At 32.6% G+C, this 21,688-nt stretch carries 28 protein-coding genes; 21 read left to right on the plus strand and 7 right to left on the minus strand.

The annotated features are described in order from the left end of the window. Nucleotides 1-63: 63 nt before the first annotated feature. On the plus strand, nt 64-1,272 hold the full coding sequence (ilvA, locus tag ACW9XA_RS05540; protein ID WP_457763380.1) for a threonine ammonia-lyase: 1,209 nt from the start codon (nt 64-66) through the stop codon (nt 1,270-1,272). A gap of 1 nt (nt 1,273) precedes the next feature. Here ilvA and purE read toward each other — a convergent pair whose 3' ends face one another. After that, nucleotides 1,274-1,849, minus strand: coding sequence for a 5-(carboxyamino)imidazole ribonucleotide mutase (gene purE / locus ACW9XA_RS05545; protein ID WP_457763381.1), 576 nt, complete (start codon nt 1,847-1,849; stop codon nt 1,274-1,276). Between the two features lie 106 nt (nt 1,850-1,955). Here purE and ACW9XA_RS05550 point away from each other — a divergent pair, with 106 nt between their 5' ends. The 8 genes from ACW9XA_RS05550 (at nt 1,956) to ACW9XA_RS05585 (ending at nt 7,202) form a co-directional block, all read left to right on the plus strand. Continuing rightward, a complete protein-coding gene (locus ACW9XA_RS05550; protein WP_457763382.1) occupies nt 1,956-3,101 on the plus strand; it encodes a 5-(carboxyamino)imidazole ribonucleotide synthase in 1,146 nt (381 codons plus the stop codon). A 30-nt stretch (nt 3,102-3,131) separates the two neighbouring features. Then, entirely contained in the window at nt 3,132-3,503 is a 372-nt protein-coding gene (locus ACW9XA_RS05555; protein ID WP_457763383.1) for a hypothetical protein, read from the plus strand. 12 nt (nt 3,504-3,515) lie between these two features. After that, on the plus strand, nt 3,516-3,641 hold the full coding sequence (locus ACW9XA_RS05560; RefSeq protein WP_457763384.1) for a hypothetical protein: 126 nt from the start codon (nt 3,516-3,518) through the stop codon (nt 3,639-3,641). A gap of 4 nt (nt 3,642-3,645) precedes the next feature. Further along, a complete protein-coding gene (locus ACW9XA_RS05565; RefSeq protein WP_457763385.1) occupies nt 3,646-3,894 on the plus strand; it encodes a hypothetical protein in 249 nt (82 codons plus the stop codon). After that, entirely contained in the window at nt 3,895-4,563 is a 669-nt protein-coding gene (locus tag ACW9XA_RS05570; protein WP_457763386.1) for a nucleotidyltransferase family protein, read from the plus strand. Nucleotides 4,564-4,820: 257 nt separating this feature from the next. Next, on the plus strand, nt 4,821-5,786 hold the full coding sequence (locus ACW9XA_RS05575; RefSeq protein ID WP_457763387.1) for an LLM class flavin-dependent oxidoreductase: 966 nt from the start codon (nt 4,821-4,823) through the stop codon (nt 5,784-5,786). Nucleotide 5,787: 1 nt separating this feature from the next. Next, complete coding sequence (locus ACW9XA_RS05580; RefSeq protein WP_457763388.1) at nt 5,788-6,897, plus strand: thiolase C-terminal domain-containing protein; 1,110 nt, start codon at nt 5,788-5,790, stop codon at nt 6,895-6,897. Beyond that, entirely contained in the window at nt 6,894-7,202 is a 309-nt protein-coding gene (locus ACW9XA_RS05585; RefSeq protein WP_457763389.1) for a zinc ribbon domain-containing protein, read from the plus strand. The genes ACW9XA_RS05580 and ACW9XA_RS05585 overlap by 4 nt, the downstream gene beginning before the upstream one ends. On the opposite strand, the gene ACW9XA_RS05590 is transcribed toward ACW9XA_RS05585, so the two are convergent. Together ACW9XA_RS05590 and ACW9XA_RS05595 are read right to left on the minus strand one after the other, a co-directional pair. Continuing rightward, nucleotides 7,195-8,019, minus strand: coding sequence for a hypothetical protein (locus ACW9XA_RS05590; RefSeq protein WP_457763390.1), 825 nt, complete (start codon nt 8,017-8,019; stop codon nt 7,195-7,197). The two genes, ACW9XA_RS05585 and ACW9XA_RS05590, sit on opposite strands and share 8 nt — an antisense overlap. Nucleotides 8,020-8,059: 40 nt before the next feature. Further along, nucleotides 8,060-8,266, minus strand: coding sequence for a hypothetical protein (locus tag ACW9XA_RS05595; protein ID WP_457763391.1), 207 nt, complete (start codon nt 8,264-8,266; stop codon nt 8,060-8,062). 168 nt (nt 8,267-8,434) lie between these two features. Here ACW9XA_RS05595 and ACW9XA_RS05600 point away from each other — a divergent pair, with 168 nt between their 5' ends. From ACW9XA_RS05600 to ACW9XA_RS05615, 4 genes are all read left to right on the plus strand, one after another. Beyond that, a complete protein-coding gene (locus tag ACW9XA_RS05600) occupies nt 8,435-8,548 on the plus strand; it encodes a hypothetical protein (protein ID WP_457763392.1) in 114 nt (37 codons plus the stop codon). Between the two features lie 277 nt (nt 8,549-8,825). After that, on the plus strand, nt 8,826-9,398 hold the full coding sequence (locus ACW9XA_RS05605) for a resolvase (protein ID WP_457763393.1): 573 nt from the start codon (nt 8,826-8,828) through the stop codon (nt 9,396-9,398). A 50-nt stretch (nt 9,399-9,448) separates the two neighbouring features. Next, nucleotides 9,449-9,898, plus strand: coding sequence for a hypothetical protein (locus ACW9XA_RS05610; RefSeq protein ID WP_457763394.1), 450 nt, complete (start codon nt 9,449-9,451; stop codon nt 9,896-9,898). Between the two features lie 72 nt (nt 9,899-9,970). Beyond that, nucleotides 9,971-10,282: a hypothetical protein gene (locus ACW9XA_RS05615; RefSeq protein WP_457763395.1), complete on the plus strand. Its 312-nt coding sequence runs from the start codon at nt 9,971-9,973 to the stop codon at nt 10,280-10,282. 300 nt (nt 10,283-10,582) lie between these two features. On the opposite strand, the gene ACW9XA_RS05620 is transcribed toward ACW9XA_RS05615, so the two are convergent. Beyond that, the gene (locus ACW9XA_RS05620; RefSeq protein WP_457763396.1) at nt 10,583-10,957 is read right to left on the minus strand and encodes a hypothetical protein; all 375 of its coding nucleotides are present in this window, start codon (nt 10,955-10,957) and stop codon (nt 10,583-10,585) included. 105 nt (nt 10,958-11,062) lie between these two features. Between ACW9XA_RS05620 and thrC the strand changes: the two genes are divergently transcribed. Together thrC and ACW9XA_RS05630 are read left to right on the plus strand one after the other, a co-directional pair. Continuing rightward, nucleotides 11,063-12,400 (plus strand): threonine synthase, encoded by a 1,338-nt coding sequence (gene thrC / locus ACW9XA_RS05625; protein ID WP_457763397.1) that lies wholly within the window; start codon nt 11,063-11,065, stop codon nt 12,398-12,400. Nucleotides 12,401-12,549: 149 nt separating this feature from the next. Continuing rightward, on the plus strand, nt 12,550-13,803 hold the full coding sequence (locus tag ACW9XA_RS05630; RefSeq protein ID WP_457763398.1) for a hemolysin family protein: 1,254 nt from the start codon (nt 12,550-12,552) through the stop codon (nt 13,801-13,803). Between the two features lie 2 nt (nt 13,804-13,805). Here ACW9XA_RS05630 and ACW9XA_RS05635 read toward each other — a convergent pair whose 3' ends face one another. Further along, nucleotides 13,806-14,852, minus strand: a complete 1,047-nt coding sequence (locus tag ACW9XA_RS05635; RefSeq protein WP_457763399.1) for a type II glyceraldehyde-3-phosphate dehydrogenase — start codon at nt 14,850-14,852, stop codon at nt 13,806-13,808. Between the two features lie 80 nt (nt 14,853-14,932). Here ACW9XA_RS05635 and ACW9XA_RS05640 point away from each other — a divergent pair, with 80 nt between their 5' ends. From ACW9XA_RS05640 to ACW9XA_RS05665, 6 genes are all read left to right on the plus strand, one after another. After that, nucleotides 14,933-15,121, plus strand: a complete 189-nt coding sequence (locus tag ACW9XA_RS05640; RefSeq protein WP_457763400.1) for a hypothetical protein — start codon at nt 14,933-14,935, stop codon at nt 15,119-15,121. 48 nt (nt 15,122-15,169) lie between these two features. Continuing rightward, a complete protein-coding gene (locus ACW9XA_RS05645; protein ID WP_457763401.1) occupies nt 15,170-15,472 on the plus strand; it encodes a hypothetical protein in 303 nt (100 codons plus the stop codon). A gap of 566 nt (nt 15,473-16,038) precedes the next feature. Next, nucleotides 16,039-17,250 carry a hypothetical protein gene (locus ACW9XA_RS05650; protein ID WP_457763402.1) on the plus strand — a complete coding sequence of 404 codons (1,212 nt, stop codon included), beginning with the start codon at nt 16,039-16,041 and terminating at the stop codon, nt 17,248-17,250. A 23-nt stretch (nt 17,251-17,273) separates the two neighbouring features. Continuing rightward, on the plus strand, nt 17,274-17,978 hold the full coding sequence (locus ACW9XA_RS05655) for a DsbA family protein (protein WP_457763403.1): 705 nt from the start codon (nt 17,274-17,276) through the stop codon (nt 17,976-17,978). Between the two features lie 111 nt (nt 17,979-18,089). Then, a complete protein-coding gene (locus ACW9XA_RS05660; RefSeq protein WP_457763404.1) occupies nt 18,090-19,484 on the plus strand; it encodes a hydroxymethylglutaryl-CoA synthase family protein in 1,395 nt (464 codons plus the stop codon). Next, the gene (locus ACW9XA_RS05665; RefSeq protein WP_457763405.1) at nt 19,484-20,032 is read left to right on the plus strand and encodes a hypothetical protein; all 549 of its coding nucleotides are present in this window, start codon (nt 19,484-19,486) and stop codon (nt 20,030-20,032) included. The genes ACW9XA_RS05660 and ACW9XA_RS05665 overlap by 1 nt, the downstream gene beginning before the upstream one ends. A 4-nt stretch (nt 20,033-20,036) precedes the next feature. On the opposite strand, the gene bioD is transcribed toward ACW9XA_RS05665, so the two are convergent. Then, on the minus strand, nt 20,037-20,720 hold the full coding sequence (bioD, locus tag ACW9XA_RS05670) for a dethiobiotin synthase (RefSeq protein ID WP_457763411.1): 684 nt from the start codon (nt 20,718-20,720) through the stop codon (nt 20,037-20,039). 311 nt (nt 20,721-21,031) lie between these two features. Further along, nucleotides 21,032-21,460 (minus strand): hypothetical protein, encoded by a 429-nt coding sequence (locus ACW9XA_RS05675; protein ID WP_457763406.1) that lies wholly within the window; start codon nt 21,458-21,460, stop codon nt 21,032-21,034. Between the last annotated feature and the right edge of the window lie 228 nt (nt 21,461-21,688).

A 21,688-nucleotide genomic window follows, 5' to 3' on the forward strand; every position in this document is an offset into this window, starting at 1 on the left:
GACTAAAGATGCAAATTTTGTATAGAAGAAGTCAAATACAGTAAATCAATAGCAACATTTCCAATGAATCCATCATATGATGACATACTTGCAGCAAATTCCTTACGAGGTCACGAAATAAGGAAAACACCACTTATTCATTCTCCAACATTTAGTGAGATGACGGGTTCGGAAATCTACCTAAAAGCAGAATTTCAACAAAAGACAGGTTCTTTTAAAATTAGAGGGGCATATTTTAAAATCAAATCATTATCAGATGAAGAAAAAAAACACGGCGTTGTTGCAGCATCAGCAGGAAATCATGCGCAAGGAGTTGCATTTGCATCAGCGTTAGAGAAAATACCTTGTACCATTGTAATGCCAAAAAATGCATCACCAGCTAAAGTTGCAGCAACAAGAGGGTATGGCGCCAAAGTAATTTTGGAAGGAGTAAACTATGATGAATCATCGTCCAAAGCAAAAGAAATAGCAAAAGAGACAGGGGCTACAATGATACATGCATTTGATGATCCTCAAGTCATAGCAGCACAAGGTGTGATTGGTCTTGAGATTTTAGATGAATTATCAGATGTAGATGAAATTTATCTTCCCATAGGAGGAGGAGGACTGGCAGCAGGAATATTAATTGCAATAAAAGAAAGTAATCCTCAAATCAAAGTCATAGGAGTTCAATCAAAATCATTTCCAGCAATGTATGATTCAGTGAAACAAGGATCAATTACCGCTAGCGGGGGAGAAAGGACCATAGCAGACGGCATTTCGGTAAAAGTTCCAGGACAACTAACATTTTCAATCATCAAAGAACTCATCGATGAAATAGTTCTAGTTGATGATGTAGAAATCACCAAAGCAATGTTTCTATTGATGGAGAGAATGAAATTTGTAGTAGAGCCTGCAGGTGCTTCAAGTTTAGCATATCTAATATCAAAAAAACCGGCAATTGGAAAAAAGGTAGTAGCAGTTTTGGCAGGAGGAAATGTAGACATGTATCTGCTAGGACAAATAGTGGACAAAGGTCTTGCCGGAATGGGGCGCCTGCTCAAATTATCTATTTTATTGCCTGACAGGCCAGGTGCATTCAAAGAAATTGTAGATGAAATTACTTTGGCAAATGCTAACATTGTAGAGGTAGTTCATGACAGACTCAGTTCTGCCATCAGTGCAGGTTCTGCAGGGGTGACATTAAGTCTAGAAACACAAGGTAGAGAGCAAGCTCAATTGTTAATTGATGCACTAAAAGAAAAAAATATTCAATTCACATTATTAACATAATTTACTTAAATTTGCTTTTGGCAAATTTTGAAAGACCTTGTTTCTTTAACTGATTAGATTCTTTCATAACTGAATTATGTTGATTGGATTTGTGTTGCTTTAATTTCTTTTTTAAATCTGGAAATTCGTTTGCAAGCATCTTCATTGCATAAATCCCTGCATTTCCTGCTTTGTTAATACCTACAGCAACAACAGGAGATCCTGAAGGCATTTCGGTAATAGACAATAATGAATCCAATCCCCCAAACGCAGAAAATTTTGTCGTATCTGTTTTTTTTGGGTGTTTATCATTGTATACAAGTATTGGAACACCAATGACAGGGATTGTTGTATGAGATGCAATCATTCCAGGTAAATGCGCAGCTCCACCTGCACCTGCAATTATTATTTTAAATCCCATTTTTTCAGCATGTTTAGCATATTCTGATAATCTGGCAGGAGTTCTATGTGCAGATACAATTTGATCTTCATGTTTAATTTTATATTCATCTAAAATTTCAGCTGCTGCTTGCATAATTCTACTATCTGAGCTAGATCCCATGATAATTCCGACTAGCGGTTTTTTAGAATAAGCCATAATATTAGGAAAAACTAGCGAGTAATTAACAATTCTATTATGAAAAATTTGATAAATTATTTGTACTAACATTAGATATTTTTAATCCAAAAAATACCAAATTACAATGTCAAAGATTCTTGGAATTATTGGTGGAGGTCAATTAGGTATGATGATCACAGAAGCTGCAAAAAAAATGCCTGATGAGATTTCTGAGATAATTGTGTTGGATCCTACAGAGAATTGCCCCGCAGCACAGGTTGGAGCCAGACAAATTATTGGAGATTTTAAAGACAAAGAAGCAATCATTGAACTTGCAAACAAATCAGACATCATTACTTATGAAATAGAGTCTGGAGACAGTGATGTTTTAAAATCTGTTGAGGATAAAGCGGAAATTAATCCTTCGCCTGAGACATTGAAAATTATTCAAGATAAATTTTTACAAAAATCATTTTTACTAGAAAATAATATACCTGTTCCAGAATTTATTGAAATAAAAAATATTGAAGATGTTAAAACAGGATTGAAAAAATTCGGCATCCCTGCAATGCTAAAAGCACGTAGAGATGCATATGATGGTAGAGGTAATTTTAAAATTGATTCTGAAGACAAAATCCAAACAGCATACGATTATTTCAAAGGTCAACCACTACTTTTGGAAAAATTCGTGCCATTTACCATGGAAGTTTCAGTAATTGCATCTCGAAACACTAAAGGACAAATCAAGACATATCCATTAGTTGAAAATATTCATAAAGAAAATATCCTAAGAGAAACAATAGCTCCTGCTAGAGTTTCTAAAAACATTTCAGAAAAGGCAGAAAAAATAGCTGAAAAAACAATGTCGGTGTTAAAAGGGGCAGGAATATTTGGCATTGAAATGTTTGTAACTAAAAATGATGAAGTAATGATTAATGAAATAGCTCCCAGGGTTCACAATTCTGGACACCATACACTGCAATCTAGTGAAACATCTCAATTTGAGCAACATCTAAGAGCAATTCTTGGAATGGAACTAGGAAGTACCAAATTAAAACACAATTCCATCATGTACAATATTTTGGGGGGTGATGGGTTTACCGGAGAATATCTCCCTCTAGAGATATCTGAATCCGGAGTCTTTTTGAAAATGTACGGTAAGAAAATTTCAAAGCCTTTGAGAAAACTAGGACATGTCAACATTATTGGAATGAATAATGAATCAATTCATGATCTATTGAATAAGCTGCAGATATTGATGCCAAAAATAGTAGTTAAATCTTCTAATTAGATTTATTAGTTGTAAATAGCAAATCCAATCATGCTTCTAAAAACATCCATCATAATTACAGCAATATCTATCGGATTACTTGCTTTGTATGGTGCAGATGTCGCCGTTACTATGGGAAGTGAAAACGGTGATGGATTTTTACCCTTAGATGATATGCAAAGAGGTGCAGGACTAGGAGGTCCAGCAATTATTTTACCAACAATCGCATTTTTCATGTCTTTTAAAAAACCATCAAAAAAATTAGGAGGATTGATTATAGTTTCAGGTGTTTTAATCCTGATTGGAGGCCTTGCAATGGTAGGAACTCCTGCACCAGAAGGTGTAGAAAGAAATCCTATAATGTTATTTGCTCCAGCAATTTTCCAAATTGCATTAGGTGCAATTAAGATAAAAAAATCTTAGAGGAATTACATTATGCCAACTTGTGCAAAATGTGAAAATAATGTGAATAAAGTCTACGACTGTGATCATACTGATTTTGCAGAATATTGTGTAGAGTGTTATACTGAATTACATTACTACTTGACTGAGAGTGAATGATGTTATGTTAACTGATAAAGACATTGCAATTTACGCTTTAGGTAAAACAGAGGGAGTTCATTCTATAGCTGAAACATTGGGAAAAGGTCTTGATGATGAAAAATATATTGAATCATGGAACAAAACTATGAAATTATTGGGAATCGAGATGCCATTAAAAGATCTTGAAAAGATCTACAATGAATTTGCAAAAAAGATGGAAGATCTTGTAAATTCTGAAAATATAAAACCTGAAAAAAATACAACCAGTTAGATGAAAGCAATTATTTTAGCTGGAGGTAGAGGTAAAAGACTAAGACCGATTACAGATTATGTTCCAAAACCTCTAATTCCAATCAAAAATATTCCAATAATTGAATGGCAATTAAAATATTTAAAAAAATTTGGAATTACTGAAGCTATTGTTTGTACAGGATACAAACAGGAGATGATTGAAAATCATTTAAACATGAAAGATTTAGGAATCAAAATAAAATTCTCAATAGAAAAATCACCTTTAGGAACAGGAGGTGCAATTAAAACAGCAGGAAATATGTTTAATGAAAAATCATTTTTTGTGATAAATGGAGACACGATAACTAACATTGATTTAAAAAAACTTGCAACAAAGGAAAACGCAATTGCAGCAATTGAATTAAGAACAAAATATGGAATTTTAGATACAGATAATGACAAGATACTAAATTTTAGAGAGAAAAAAGAAATTTCGAATACATGGATGAATGCAGGAATTTACCATTTAAAAAAAGAAGTTCTAAAAGACCTTCCAAACAAAGGAGATATTGAGAAAACAGTATTTCCAGATTATGCAAAAAAAGGAATCCTAAACACTGTGAAATTCAAAAATGCGAAGTGGTATTCGGTAGATTCTTTCAAAGACATGGAAGAATGTGCTTTAGAAATAGATAAAATAATTAAATAAAATTACAAATTATGCGCCTGTACGGTGTAAGGTAACCATACAATACGCCAACTCCTCTACGAAAGATTCGTCTTTACTTACAGAAGCATATTTAGTTGCATAATCCCAAAAGGTCGTCTTTTTCTCCTGTTTTTCTGAGAATGTTTGTTGACTCAATGATATAGTTTATGTTCTGATCTGATAATCTTCCGCCTCAATCAAAATTAACCTATTACTAAAACAGATACACTAGAATATCCAAAAGACATACGCATTTCATGCGTATTGCATGCAGTTTGGGCTCACTACTATCAATAGATGAGGTGCTACAGTGCTCAGAAGTAATCTCAAAAACAAATACTGATGCCATTTGGGTGCCTGAAACTTGGGGAATGGAGAATTTTTCCATGTTGGGTGCAGTTTCAGCAAGAACCACCACGCAAAAAATAGGTTCATCAATTATCAACATCTATTCTAGGAGTCCATCTACTATTGCTATGGGTGCTGCCACAACAGATACCCTGTCTAGTGGGAGGCTGATCATAGGGCTTGGAACCAGCAGCATGCCGATTGTAGAATCATTTCATGGTTACAAATTTGAAAAACCAATACAAAGAATGAGGGAATATGTAGAAATAATTCGTCTTGTTACATCTGGAGAACCAGTAAATTATGATGGAAAAATTTTCAAATTAAAAAACTTTACATTGCTTATCAAGCCACAAAGAAAGAAAATCCCAATCTATCTTGCAGGCATAAATGAAAAAATGGTGAATTTAACATGGGATATAGGCGATGGTGTAATTTTTTATCTAAGACCACTAAATGAAATGAAACAAACAATTGCAAAAATGCAATCAAAGAAAAAAATTGATGTCACATGTCAGTTAATCACTTGTGTTTCAGAAGATTCAGAAGAAGCAGTAAAACGTGCAAAAAAGACTGTAGCATTTTACATTTCTGTAGGAAATATTTATAGAGAATTTTTAGCAAAAAATGGATTCCAAAACGAAACATCTAATATTTTTGAAGAATTTCAAAAGTCAGGGTTCAAATCAAATCATGAATTAGTAACTGATTCAATGCTTGAATCTCTAGCGATATCTGGAACCCCTGAACAATGTAAAGTGCAATTGACAAATTTTATTGATGCAGGAATTGAACAACCTATTTTACAATTTAATCCCATTGGAGAAACAATGAGTTCTTTTAAATTATTTAAAAAAACATTTTTGGATGATTGATATGAACAAAGTTGGTATTGCAGGGTATGGTATAACACCCTTCTCTAAGGGAGATAAAAAAATTGAATCAGTTTTACTAGATTCTACAAAAGAGATTTTTAGAAACAATTCTGAAATCAACAAAAATGAGATAGATGCAGTGCTAGTGTCTACAAATAACAATTCAAAATATTTGTCTCCAATCCTTTCAGAAATGTCAGGCATTCAGCCCAAGATCTCCCACACAATTGAGAGTCTCTGTAATTCAGGTACTAATTCCATCGTATCAGCATATTCTTACATTGCATCAGGTCTTGCAGATATGGTATTAATTTCGGGTGCAGAAAGATATGATAGTCCAGGACAGATATTAGAATGGGATAACTCTCGTGGAGAATACAAACATCCTATATTTTGGGCATCCATATTTTCTAAATCTTACAAACGAAAATTTTCAATTTCAGATGAACAATTAGCAATTGTTTCTGTAAAAAATCATAAACAGGCACAAGAAAATCCAAATGCTCTATCAAAGAAAACATACACGGTTAATGATGTGATAAATTCTAAAAAACTTACAGAAGATCTCAGATTATTGGATTGTTCAAGGCCTTGTACAGGAAGTGCATCCATAATTTTAGCATCTGAGAAAAAAACAAAACAACTTACAGATAAACCTGTGTGGATTACAGGAATTGGTCAAAAAACAATATCTGCAGGTTTTACTAAAAATAGTTCATTTACTTCAATGGAATCAACCAAGATGGCAAGTCAAACAGCACTGAAAATGTCAAACAAAAATATCAAAGACATAGATGTTGCAGAAGTCCATGATGCGTTTTCTGTATGTGAACCTATGGCATTAGAATCTATGGGATTTTCAGAGGAAGGTAACGGGATGCAAATAATTAATGAATTACACGGTACAGATAATTATAAAATAAATCCACGAGGAGGGTTAATTGGTTCAGGACATCCACTAGGTGCAACTGGAATAGCACAAACAATTGAAATTACACAGCAACTGCAAGGAATTACAGGTAAAAGACAAGTTGACAATCCTAAATCAGGGCTAGTCCACAACATGTCAGCTGCAGCTACATCATCAACAGTATTAATTTTAGAAACATGAATTTTGAATCAAAACTAAATGAAGGGATATTTTGCATTCCAGAATGTACAGAATGCAAAAAAACTGTGTGGCCCCCATCAGAATTTTGCAACCATTGTTTTGGAAGAGTCTTTCTAAAAGAAGGAACGTTTGTGGGTAAAATCATAGAATTTTCACGTCAAAATGATGAGTATTTCTGTTTGGTTGAATTTGAAAATGCAATCAGAATAATGGCAAAAACCCCCACAGTCCCAGAGACAGGACAATCAGTACAAATATCAAGATGTGGAATTCATGATGGAAATTATTTTTTCGAGATTATTTGAATTCAGTGTATATGTACGGAGTTTCAACATCTTGATCAAATGTCCAAATTGTAGGTAATGATACAGTATCAACCACTTTCAGATCATGTCTTTCAATTAATGAACTCCAACCGCCATTTCCCAAATTACCAGATAATTGGCGTTTTGTATTCGTTCCTGCAAACACAATTCCTGTATCGTTTTTTAGATTAGTAATTGAATTTATTTTATCGATAATACTTGTAGCTAAAACATCTCCTCCCATTTGAGCAAGTCCTCCAATAAAAAATATGGGTTTTTTGAGATGTAGTGAAGAATAATCAAATTCTAATGCGTCGTGACATACAGGATTGAAATTTTGTTTTGTAGATTTGCAAATGGTGTTTTGTAATTCAACTAATACTTCATCAATTTCAATACTATGAGAATTTAACTCTAAAATATTTCCACAGAATGCTATTCGTCCATCTCCTGAACCAATATCCACCAATTCAGAATAACCCAACTGCTTTGCCATCTGAACCATAACAAATGCAGACATTATCCATGTCGGATAAAATGGCTGACAGCTTGAACCGTGTTTTATGCTGTTTAACCAATAATCGTTAATATCTCCCTCGTAAACAGTACAAGAAATTCCATCTATCTCTTGTTCATAGTGATTATGATAAATTGGATTTTTAAGTGCAAAATCATGAAGATTGTTCAAAATATCTACATCTATTGGAAATTTATCTGAAATTTTAGTTGGAATTACCTCCTGAATGTGAGAATTACCCCCATATCCTTTTGCAAAAATCTGTTTGATACGAACTAGATTTTTTACAAGTTCTTGCATAATGTTTTACTTTATTTGGGTTTGATAAACTCATTGGATTTTATAATTTTTCAGATGTCAAAAAAGCAATTTCTTGTTCAATTTTTTTTAATTCTTCAATTGTATCATTTTGCAACATTTTGATATTGCATACTTCTTTTTCAGTAGGACCCATTATCAATTCAAAATCTAAATGTTTTAACATATTCAAATTCAAATCTCGTTGTTCTAGAAGCTTTTCAATTATCAAATCATTTGATGATTCCATGATTTTTTAGATTTTAAAAGGTTAAAAAAAATTATGTAAATTGCAACTGTCAGTATCTATCTGAATAGATACAACTCCAATTTGCATCTCCAAATTTAAACATAAGATCCCACAAAATCAGGAATATTTCGAATCAAAGGATTTGTCTAAAATCCTATTGATTTTCAGATGAATTTATGTGATTGCCTGTCTTCTACTTTCCGGCACCAAAAAACTGAAAGATTTGTCTTCTTTCATAGGTTGCAACTGCAATTAAAATTATCAACCCCAAAATTAGACTGACATGTTCTGAAAAGTAGTTTGAAGACACTTCCCAAATCCCTCTCCAAAACAAAACCAATCCAACACCACTCAATAACAACAACAGAGTTTTTTTTGTCAGGAAATTATCTTTCAAATAACTACAAGTTTTTTCCTAATGCATCTAAAACTTAAGCCTATTGTTCCTTTTCAAAAGAGTTCAAAATCATCTTTATCATTAATAAAAAACAGATAACATAACTAATTTCAACGGGTATTGTATAATTACCTACTTTACTATATCTAAAAGGAGAATAAAATGCCAGTGAGAAAAAAATTAGAATCAATAACCATTACAAAACAAAAAAACACTGAAAAATCCATACTAAATAATCAAAAAGCAGCAAGAACGCGCAGACAGAGAGGATATCAATGGGAAGATACCATTGTAAAAAGATTCAACAGTACAAAGGATTGGAAAGCATTTAGGCTAGGATCCCCCAGTATTGCATTGCCAGATGTTTTAGCCGTAAATACTGAAAATAGTAGCATATTCACTATTGAGGCAAAGTCTGGAACTAGTACATCATTGCCAGTTCCGGCAGATCAAATTGAGCGTTGTCTGGAATGGATTAAAACATTTGATATTTACAAAAAACGACATGTTTTGTTGGCATTCAAATTTTTATCAAAAAAACGAATAGGGGTTGGAGAGTATGAAGGAAGAGAACTACGAGAATATTTCAAAATTTGGGATGAATCTCTAGATATAACAGATTGTGTTTGCACATATGAAGGCAAATTTTTTGCAAAGATTAATGGAGTCAGAGAAGAGATTTCACTACAAGAATGTAAAATGCCATTTAAGACAAAGCAACGAACTAGTGCCTAACTAGACTATTTCTTCAAATCGTTATTAAGGATAAGATGTAAAGCAATAGTATGTCTGAAGAAAGAGCCAATACCGAATCGTCTGAAAAGATTACCGAATCTCTATTGGAGACAGTCTCAGATGCAGAAGTTAATTCAAGAATAAGTTTTGAAGAATTTACTGATGAAAGAGTTTTGATCAGCCATGATGCATTTGGTAAAAAACAAATGAAGATCAAAGTGCTAGAAGTGTCTGATGAAAATCCTGTATTAAAATGGAAGTTTGGAGATCGTGTTAAAGTAACAAAAATTCTGGTTACTATAAAACACTTGACCACTCAACAGGTGGAAGAAGCTGAATTTGATATTGAAGCCATAGAAAGAGAATTGGCAGAAAAACGTCATTATACTTCCACAAATAGATGGATACCTGCAGAAGATATCAAAAATGGCTACATAGTAGGTTCAAAGCACACTAGATTGATCAGTGACGCTTCAGCACTGGATTACATAGTATTTTAGAACATAAATTACATACAGCATGATTAATTTTTACCTGAAAACATTATAAACAAAAGATATTGAAAAAACATTATGAGTTCAAAAGAATTTGACGTCAATGGAACAGATTACAAAATTGTGATAACAGAACAAGTAATAGGTCATGTAAATAACCTAAAAAATCTATACAATGCGGCATATGAGGATCCTGAAAGTTTTGAAGATGTAAGCTCTGAAATATCTACCACGATCAATGAAATTGCAAGTACTGTAGAACCAGAGGCAGAAGATAGTGATTTGGATGGCATAATACAAGAAATAATCAAGGCAGTAGACAATAAAGCAGAAGAAATTAAAAAAGAATTAGAAGGTAAACCTGTAAAAAAGTCAAAATCTAAAAAATAGTCTCATTTTGACCTTAAACTCATAAAAAATTGGTGGATAAATTATATTCTAAATCGAATAAAGGATATTATGTCAAAAAGCTGTGAATGCGGTATTTGTGGTCATCACAAAGAGGCAGAATGTTTACAAAAAGAATGTAAATGTTGTTTGAATTTTCACGAAAGATCAGGTCCTAAAAGAAAATAATATTTCAAAGTTAATTTCCATTATTATAGCAACTGCATTTTTTTGCTGCATGTCTATTACATCCAAAAATTTTATGATCACGACATCCACAAATCATACATTTTTTGTCATTAGTCATAGTTGATTTACCAAATCCTCCATGCTTTGAATCATTTTTTTATCTTCCAAGGCTTCAATTATTTTAAATCTCATGTTTTTTATTCTGTAAGCATCATCAGAATATAACGAAGCCATAGTTTCAATCTCTTGTTCAAAGGAGTAGTTTTCTAAATAATGATTTAGTTTAGACTTTAATTTTTTAAAATCAGATAGAGGGATTTTGTACTCATCAACATTGTTTGTCATCACTTTAACGAATCCGTTAATTTTTAGCAGTTCTTTCTTAATGACATCTAAATCCCCAGGATTGTCTTGTATTTCCCTTAGAAAATTGTATGATTCTAGAGTTTGTAAAAGAATCTTTTTCAAATGTTCCCCGTAAGAAACCATGATTACAAGTAAATTCCATCTAATCTAAAGTTTAGCAAAAATACCTTAACTTGAACAATTTTTACATGATTTCCTTTAAATTATCACCGATTATCTGTAATTACGATGCAAGGCGATGCTTATCTAAAATGTGTTGATCCACAATGCGGATTAGAATACCCCATTGGAAATACAAATGTTCAATGTGAGAAAGGACACATGTTAGACGTAAAATACAAAAACAAACCATCGTCGTCTCTCAAAGAAGTATTTTACGAAAGAAGAAATTCAGAAGGCAGCATTTTCAATGAAAGTGGAGTTTGGAGATTTAGAGATTTACTAAACTTTTGCCAAATAGATACTGAGAATTTGGAGGAATGTTCAAAATATCTAGTATCTCTTGACGGGGCAGAAGGCAGGCAATCAAAACCATATCACATGTCAAAAGCTGCCGAATTCATTGGAATTTCAAATAATAATTTGTGGTTACAGCCTGAAGGATACAATCCTAGTGGGTCATTCAAAGATAATGGTATGGCAACAGCTGTGACTCATGCAAAAATGATTGGTGCAAAAAAAATTGTTTGTGCATCTACAGGAAACACTTCTGCATCAGCAGGAATGTTTGCAGCAAATGAAGGAATGAATTGTGATGTGTATATTCCTGCAGGTCAAATTGCTCCAGGAAAGCTTAGTCAAGCATATCAATTTGGAGCACAAATTGTAGAGGTTGATGGAAATTTTGATGATGCATTAAAACAATCATTAGATGATGCACAAAATCATGATGGATATACAGTTAACTCAATTAATCCGTTTAGAATCGAAGGGCAAAAAACAATTCCGTTTAGAGCATTAGAGTATTTAGATTGGGAATCTCCCGATTGGATTGTTTATCCTGGAGGAGCTTTAGGAAATACATCAAGTTGTGGTAAAGCACTAATGGAATTATATGAATGGGGATGGATTAAAAAAATTCCAAGAATTGCAGTAATTAATTCAGAAGGTGCAAGTACATTATCTGATTTGTATAACGGGAAATTTGAAGGAGAAGAACTTAGATGGAACAAAGGGAATCCAAATACCGAGTTAATTTCCAGATATTATGATCATTTGGATAAAGAAGGATTAAAACCAAAAACTAAAGCAACAGCAATTCAGATTGGAAGACCTGCAAATATCTTAAAAGGTCTACGAGCTTTAGAATTTACAAATGGAGTAGCTACAACAGTTTCAGATTCTGAGATGCTAGATGGTATGTCAGTTGTAGGTTTGAATGGTTTTGATTGTGAAATGGCATCAGGGGCATCAGTTGTAGGAATTAAAAAATTAACTGATGAAGAAATAATTAAAAAAGACGACATAGTAGTAGGAATTCTCACTGGAAGACAAAAGGATGCAATGATACCAGTAGACTATCACAGAAATCCAGAAAACAGATTTGCAATCCCTCCAAAAAATTAGCCTCAATCATACAATTAATTTAAAAAAGATTGATTTTAACAAGTTAAGAGTTAAATCCAAGGTTTGTAGAAATATTGCAACCAAAAGATGGTGCAAAAAAACTAAATGAGTAATATATGTAAATTTAAAAATTTCATGAGGGTCATATCTTGGTAGAATTATGGTTGGAGCTTAGTGCATTAGCAGCATTAATAGGACTTTCAGGTTTTTTTAGTGGATTAGAAGTATCATTGGTAGGAACCACTCAAGCTACTGTAGAGCAATTGCTTAAAGAAAAAAGAAGAGGATCCAAAGCACTTCAAAAACTCAAATCAAATCCAGGTTGGATGATGTCAGCTGTAAATCTTGGAAATAATTTAGTAAACATAGGTTCATCCGCATTGGCAACTGTAGTCGCAATAAAATTATTTGGAGACAGTGGATTAGGTATTGCCGTAGGAATTATGACTTTTTTGATTATCATTTTTGGGGAAGTTACTCCAAAAACATATTGTAATGCTAATGCCACTAAAGTTGCACTACGCTCAAGCGGAATTTTATTGATGTTTAGTTATGCAATGTATCCAATTGTTTGGACATTGGAGAGAATTACACGAGTGATGATCAAAATCACTGGAAGCGACTACCATCCACCAGCATTAACAGAAAATGAAATCAGAGGTATAATTGATCAAGGACATAGAGATGAAGCATTAGAATCACATGAACGCGATTTGTTGCATAGGGCATTGGAATTTGATGATACAGTAATTCGTGCTGTGATGACTCCTAGAATGAAAATGCAGACGCTTCCTGCAAAAATGTTATTGTTTGAGGCACTTCCAATTATTAATCAAAACTCACATTCTAGAATTCCTATTTATGGTGAAACCCATGATGACATTGTAGGATTCATTCATGTAAGAGATGTGTTAAGAGAGCTTGAATCAGACAACAAGATGAAAACATTACAACAAATTTCAAGAAATCCTGTATTTGTTTCACAAGAAAAAATGGTTACCTCACTGTTAAGAGAAATGAAAGGAAGAAAAACACACATGGCAATAGTAATAGACGAGCATGGGGGAGTAGAAGGATTAGTGACATTAGAAGATCTGATTGAAGAGATTCTTGGAGACATTGAAGATGAAACAGATTTACCGGAATCAACAAAATATCACTCTATAGATAAAGATACAATAATCACAACAGGAGATATTGAAATCGAAGATATCAACGAGATTTTCAAATCAGAATTGCCAGAGGGAGATGACTATAGTACGCTAAACGGATTATTGCATGAAAAATTACAAGACATACCTCAAGAAGGAGACAAATTAGAATTAGGAAAACTAAGAATAATTGTGGAGAAGGTTGTAAAAAATCTTCCAGTGAAAATAAGAATAGAGCGAATTAAACAGTAAAACTATTTAGCAAAATGTTTTTGTAATTTTTCTTTTTTCTCTTTCATGTGAAAGATGGATTCTGTATGTGCAAATGATTCAGAATAGGATTTTCCAAATAACATTGCTTGCATTAACATATGGTTTTCAGGAATTACAATGCCTGTTTGATCATCAGAATACATCATTTGCACAGTGTCACCAATAGAGGTAGTCATGTTTGCATGAATGTGGATCATGTTAGTATCTGTAAAGTTAAAGCCCATGTTCTGAGCATAATCCCTTACATCTTTAGTCCCCTTTGCAGTCCATAGGGTTGCAACACCAAATTCATTTGTAAAGATATCATGAATTTCAGAGGGTTTTGGAGCAGTTCCGTTAAATCTAATATCCATAATGTGCAAATGCATTTGTCTGGTGGGAACTTTGATTGCACGTACGTATAGGGGTGCATCTTTTCCAAAATAGAGTTTTACGTCATCCCCATGATGAGGTTTCTCAGTCATTTCAATTGTATCAGATAGTTTTTTCTCGGTTTGTTCAATATCTGCCCAACGTCTAACTAGAGTCACATCAAATCTTACTAATTGATCACCGAATTTATCACGAAGAGGTTCTAAAATTCTACCCATGCCCGTAACATTGCAACTTCCTTGCATGACATGATGTTTCCCTAATGCTTGATCATAGTTTGCACGAGAATTAAATAACAAATCAGAAACTGCTTCAGAACCCATTGTGGATTCACCGCCTTGATAAATTGCAGAGATATTTTTTGGTTCATATAGATTCTTTTTGTTTTTGTAACCATGGCCCCCAGGAGCAGCATCTATAACTAAATCAGATTTATCCAATGCAGATTCAATAGAGCCTGAAATTTTATAATTTGAAAAATCATCTAATTTTGATTCTGGGACATAAACATCTAACCCTTTAGATATTGCTTCTTGAACTTTTTCATCAGGAGAATATTTTCCAACTCCTACCACGGTAATTTCAGGATCATCTTTCAAAAAAGAAACAATTCTACTGCCAATAGAACCATATCCGTTAACAAAAACATTCTTCATGAAATCGATATGTCTAACCCATTTATTTAGATTAGTTTGACAATAAACACGCTTAAGTGGATATAAAATTTAGAAAATTCATGAATTGTTTAGCATGTTCAAAAAAGAAAGAAGATTTTGAGGTGTGGAGTAATAAAATAGTGATAGCAGCTACATATGATTCAGAATTTCAAAATAATGAGATAATATGTAAGATGACTGAAGAATCAATAATTTGTCATGATTGTATGCAAATGATCAAAGACAAAGTGGATGCAAATAGAAAATAAAATCAGTCATATCAATACTCTTAAGTTAACAATCAAGAATAAATCATCATGGTTAAATCATTGGGAGATTATAACAAAGCGCAGTCATCATCAAATGCAAACAATATCAAATGGACCAAAAAAAATCCAAATGATGATGAAAAACCAAAAAAGAAAAGAAAAGAAAAAATCTCTTCAACAAACATCATCCCATTAAAAAATAAAAAAACATCAAAATCAACAAAAAAAGTTTTCATAATTGAAGAAGAGGATTCTAAAAGATCAAATAATGATACAAGAGGTAAAAAATTTCAAAAATCATCAGTGTCAAATTGTAATATTAAACCAGGATTTAGAAGACCTGGAAGATGAAACCCATTAAACCAATCAATACTCTTAAGTTCATAATGATTTAAGATCTTTTATGAATGATGAGAAATTTTATACTTGTAAAAATTGCGGTTCAGAATTTCCATCAAAGGAAGTTAGGCTTTATTGTAAGGTATGCAAATCTAATTTGGATAAAACAGGAAACTTGCCAAAATTATAGTAACGGTAAAACCATAATTAATAGGACAGGCTATCCACACAACATGTCTTCATTTATGAAAATATCAATTACAATAGCTGTAATTTCTTTCATCATAGTGTTTGTAACGATATGACATACAAGTAATATTTCACAAAAGTATTTTTAAAAACAGAGATATCCAACTAATCGTATAAACTGTTTTTAAAAAAACATGAGTCATCCCAAATTGAAATGATCCTATATGGAATTTTTTCCAACATAACAAGTTCCATTATGGATAAAAAATAAAGTGATTTTTGATTCCAATAAAACTCCAGGATATAGAAAATTTTTCCTAAATGGATCTATTCAAAACAACAGATTACCATCTTGAATATGGGAAACAAGTGTGTAATATTATTGTAAAATGAAATATTTACAATTAACATCATTTGCACTGATAATAGGTTCCATTATGGCAACATCCATGTATGGTTACCAAGAAGCATATGCGATTGAAGACCAGATAGTTATAGAAAAAATAATTCAAGTAGATGAAAAACTATCTAATTTGAATAAAGATAATACAAAATTTGATGAATATGCAATGAGTAAAATTTCGTTTGAAGTTAATCAAATAAAAAATATGTTATTAGACATTAACAATCTGAATGACGGCAATGATGAATATATCGACATGATGTACAAACATCTTTCAAATGAATATACAAAAGTGTTTAATGAATATAAAAAAGAAATTAAAGAATACCAAAAAGAAAAAGGACTAACAATACAAGAGAAAAAACTTGTTTCAGAAGTATTTAAAAATAAATCAATTTTTGAAGTAAACGAATCACAGCAGAATACAGAAAAAACAGAAAAAGAATTAATCGAAAATGCAGTAAAAGAAACAAAATCCAAAAAAGAATATCAGGCACTATTAAATCAAATAGGAATAAAACTTGTCAAGGAAACCAATGGGAATAAAATACAAAAAATCCATCATAAAATTGCGATCAAGGAAATTATAGATTCAAAAAGATGGGACATAGCAATACCTGCAATTGATAGGGTGATAGGTCAAACAAATGATGATGAATCTAAAGAAAAATTAAAAGTGATAAAGACAAACATTGAAAAAATTCTAGAAAAAAGAGAAAAACAAAGTAAACAAGGGCAGATATTTTCATTAAAAAATGGCGAAAAGGTAACAGATTTTGAATTAATACAATTCAATACAAATGAAATTGGATTAAACGAAGATATCGTCTCATCATTGATAAATTCAGAGGAAGTTGTTTCGGAGTTTGAATCAAAATTAAGTTTTGAGTCAATGACTGAAAAATTAGATTCAATTAATGTTGTTGAGTCAATTTTTGAAGCAGAATTAACAGAATCTCTTAATGAAGTAAAAGAAATTTCAGAAAATGATGATGACGGGTTAGAAGAAGAAAGAGAAAAACAAAGAAAAGATGCACGTGAGAAAGTAAAAAAGAAAGAGGCTCCAGCTAAAGAAACACCAAAGAAAGAGGCTCCAGCTAAAGAAACACCAAAGAAAGAGGCTCCAGCTAAAGAAACACCAAAGAAAGAGGCTCCAGCTAAAGAAACACCAAAGAAAGAGAAGAAGAATAGTTTATAGAAACTAGTGATACGCAAAATGTAATGATTCATGGACCTTCTCTTGTCATAGGAGCTGGAATTGCATCAATTGCAATATTTGTGGTATTTTTAGGGTTTGATGGAATATCAAATGAAAAAGAACTGGTTATCGAGCCTGCACCCAAAGTTCAACAAGTAGGACCTGCAAAAATTACAATCAACACATTTGTAGATAATGGCTCCCCCATACTTGGAAATCCTAACGCACCAATCACTTTAATTGAATTTGGAGATTATCAATGTCATTTTTGTAATGTTTTCTTCCATTCAACAGAAAATGACATTATGGAAAAGTATGTTGAAACAGGAAAAGTAAAAATGATATTCAAAGACTATAACATCATTGGTCCTGATTCAGTTAATGCATCTCATGGTGCTCACTGTGCCAACGACCAAGGTTTGTTTTGGGAATATCATGATATTTTGTATTCTAATTGGACAGGAGAAAATAATGGATGGGCATCATCTGAGAATCTTGGAAAATTTGCACAAGAGATAGGACTAGATATGGACAAATGGTCTGAATGTATGTTGGAGGGATTACATTCACAAACAATACTTGCAAGTAATGAAGATGCAAGGAGTCTGGAATTAACTGGAACACCAGCATTTTTTGTGATCGGGCCTGATGGAAAAACAACAAGACTGTTTGGAGCACAGCCTTTTGAGACATTTGAAAAAGTTTTTGAGAATGAATTGAAAAAATAGATTCTTGCGATCAGACCACTCGTAATTTGTCAAAAAAAGTACAGAAATTTCCTTCCTAGTTATTTAGAATATACCCAATATCCTTAAATGTACAAACTCGGAGCCAAGCTTATGGCAGCAGGTATAGACGACATCGCAATATACATTCCAAGATTGTATATTGATGCATCTGATTTTGCAAAAAATAGAGGTCTAGACCCAGTAAAATTACAAAAAGGTTTAGGAGTTTCTCAAATGGCAATTGTAGATGCTAATCAAGATCCTGCATGTCTTGCAGCAAATGCATGTTTGCGAATTATGCAAAAAAATAAACTTTCACCAGAAGATATCGGTAGGCTATATGTCTCAACAGAATCTGCATTTGATGAATCAAAAGCAATGAACTCATATGTAATTGGCATGCTGGAGCAAGTTTATGGTCAAGGAGCATTTGAGCATTGTGGGGGAGTGGAAACCAAATTTGCTTGTGTAAGTGGTTCATATGCTCTTTATGATAATACAAATTGGATTAGAGCAGGAGAAGCAGAAGGAAAGCATGCACTAGTAGTAGTGTCAGATATTGCAAAATACGACATGGGTTCTAGTGGTGAAATGACTCAGGGTGCAGGTGCAGTAGTCATGTTATTGAATGATGACCCAAGATTATTAGCATTTGATCCTAAAGTAACATCAACATCAATTAAAGACGAATATGATTTTTACAGACCTTTTGGAAAAGAAACACCGATAGTTCATGGACAATATTCCAATTTGCTATACATGATTCAGGTGAGAAAAGCACTTGAAGCATATAAGAAAAAAGTGATTTCAACAGGATTAATCAAAATAGAACCAGGGGAAACAATTCTAGACCATATGGATTACATCAACATGCACTTGCCATATAGCAACATGGGAAAGAAAGCTCTGGCATATTTAGTTAGACATGAGTGGAGGCAATTACCAAGATGGAAGAAAATATTGCAAGAAATAGGAATTGAAGAACCAAGACCAAAAGATCCACGCGGTACAATTGAATCAGTGTTAGGAGATGAAGAATTTATGGCAAAAGATCATGAATTTACAAAATTATTTACAAAGACTCAAGCTTATCAAGAAGTGTACGAGTCCAAATTATCCAGTTCGCTTATTGCATCAAGCATGATTGGTAACTTGTATACTGCATCTCTATATCTTGGATTTAGAAGTAGTTTAGAATTTGAATATCAAAAAGGAATTGATTTAGAAGGAAAAAGAATAGGGTTTGGCTCTTATGGTAGTGGAAGTAGTGCAATGGTGTTCAGCGGTGTTGTACAACCAGAATACAAAGAAATTGTAAAGAACATGAATTTAGAAGCAGAGATTGGTGAAAGAAGGCAATTGACATGGGAGGAATATGAAGAATTACATGAAAATAAATTATCCCCAGAAGAATCCATGGTTCATTCAAAGAAAGAGTTTGTTCTAGTACATGTAGACACTGAGAAAGAATCCAGAGGCGAACGACGTTATATCTATAACGAATAATGGAAGAAGGATCAAATCCAATCAAGGATTATTTATTTGAATATATTACAAAATCAGAAATTATTCCCAATCTAATAAGCGAAAAAAAGTTTGATGAAATTATTGAGAATGTGACAGCAAATTGTTATGACAAAATAATTTCAATGGGTAAAAAAGATGAATCAGTCGGAATTTTAGCTACAGGATTACTGCATTATCTTCTAACAAATGCATTGATTACAAGTCAAAGAAAAATAGAATATGATGGAATTGAGATCGACATAGTAGTTCCAGACATTAAAACTTTGGAAAAAGATCCAAAGAAAACATTGTTAATTTGTATACCAAAATCATCAGATCCCAAGGTAATTAATGATAAAATACTCCAACTAGAAAAAATTCAAACAGAAAAAGAGAATATTTGGATAGTTTTATCAGAGAATATTCCTGTAGGAAGAAAATCATTCATACTATCTAAAGAAAACAATACATTTTCAAAAATTGTATTTGAAATAGCTAAATTCAGCAATGTAGGCGGCTCAAATAAATTCAAGATTTTACGAATATGAAAATCTATTTTAACAATAATTTTAGATCAAGATTCTTTTGAAAAATTTTGCTTAAAGATGCATTACTCATATCATTGATGAAAGGAATGGAGCCTAAAACTGGAACTTGTGTAAGACTCTTCAAATCCCGGGTCAGTTCGTTTACAGGGTAGCCGCTATCAAAATTATTAATTATGATTCCTTTTACAGGAATTTTGTATTTTTCACACATCTTAACTGTCATAATAGTATGATTGATTGTACCAACTTTGCTTCTAGTTACAATTACTGTTGGAATTTTCATGTCTTTGATCAAATTTGTCACATAATATTCTTTGAGAATCGGAGTCATTATCCCACCCATTCCCTCAACTAGTATCATGTCATGAAGTTTTGATAATTTTTTAAAACTAGAAATAATTAAAGGAATTTTTGGTTTTGTTTTTAGATTCTTCCATGCAGTAAATGGAGATGCAGGAATTGGAAAGAATTGAGGATTGACTAGATTTTCAGGATCAAGTGCATTTGCAGCGCGCAATAAAATTTCAACATCTTCAGATTTGTAACCTTTTTTCTGAGCAAAGCCTGCTGCAAATGGTTTCATTACGCCTACATCAACACCCATTTTTTGAAATGAAACTGCCAGTCCTGCAGTGATGTATGTTTTTCCAACATCAGTATCAGTTCCAGTAATAAAGAGGGATTTCAACAAAATAGATTCCCAACCAATCATTGATTAACGCATCGGTTAAAATTGACTAATTCTTAGTAATCATACATATCATTTCTCTCAAAAAAGAAATGTATCCTCACTATCCTCACTGACTCACCTTTACGAACAAAACAACGGTGAGGCAATACAAAATTATCCTCACTTGTACTCACTCTAACCAATCTGTAATTGATTGATTATTTGTCTTTCTAAACAGAATAACAGGTACGCCATTTTTTACAGCTTTGATTTGATACATGAATAAGTAATGAAAATTAGGTTAAAGATCTGTAGGTTATTGTAAAATTCTATGGTAGATTAGAACAAATAATGGATTTTGAAACTCCCATATCTCGACCATATGCAACATAGTTTGTATTTGATACCATCTTGTCTCCATCCCAATCTACATCATTTGATATTTCGACAAGTGGGATAGATGAAGTTGGTCTGATAAATTTACTATCATATTGATAGTAAGGATAATCACTATTGCACTCCACAGTTAACACATTACTTGCTCTATTGTCAATTACTAGCACACTACCTGTAAATTCTGAAAATCGCTTATCCTCTAATCCTAAAATTCTATCATCTAACAAGCCTATTGCATCCCATAATGCCTGAAATGGTTGCCCATTTGGTTTCTCAGAAGCATCTGCCATAATTCCAGTCATTGTAGAGCCTGCGATAAATGAAAGAATCACAATTCCTGTGAGAATAAACTTACTTGTCAATACAGATATGAAAATATGAAACTAGTTAAAGATACTGGATATTCTCAAAAGAGTTTAGAGTCTAAGGATTTTTAAATTCTTGAAGTCGTTTTTGATATTCTTCTTCCTCTCTTTGTCCATACTTTACCTACTGAAATTGGGAAAAATTTGTCTAGTTTGTAAAGTGCTGACTGGATGTTTTCAATTTCCTAATGCTAACTTGGAATAATTAGTAGAGATAGTTATTAA

The organism is Candidatus Nitrosopumilus sp. bin_6a, assembly GCF_054095695.1.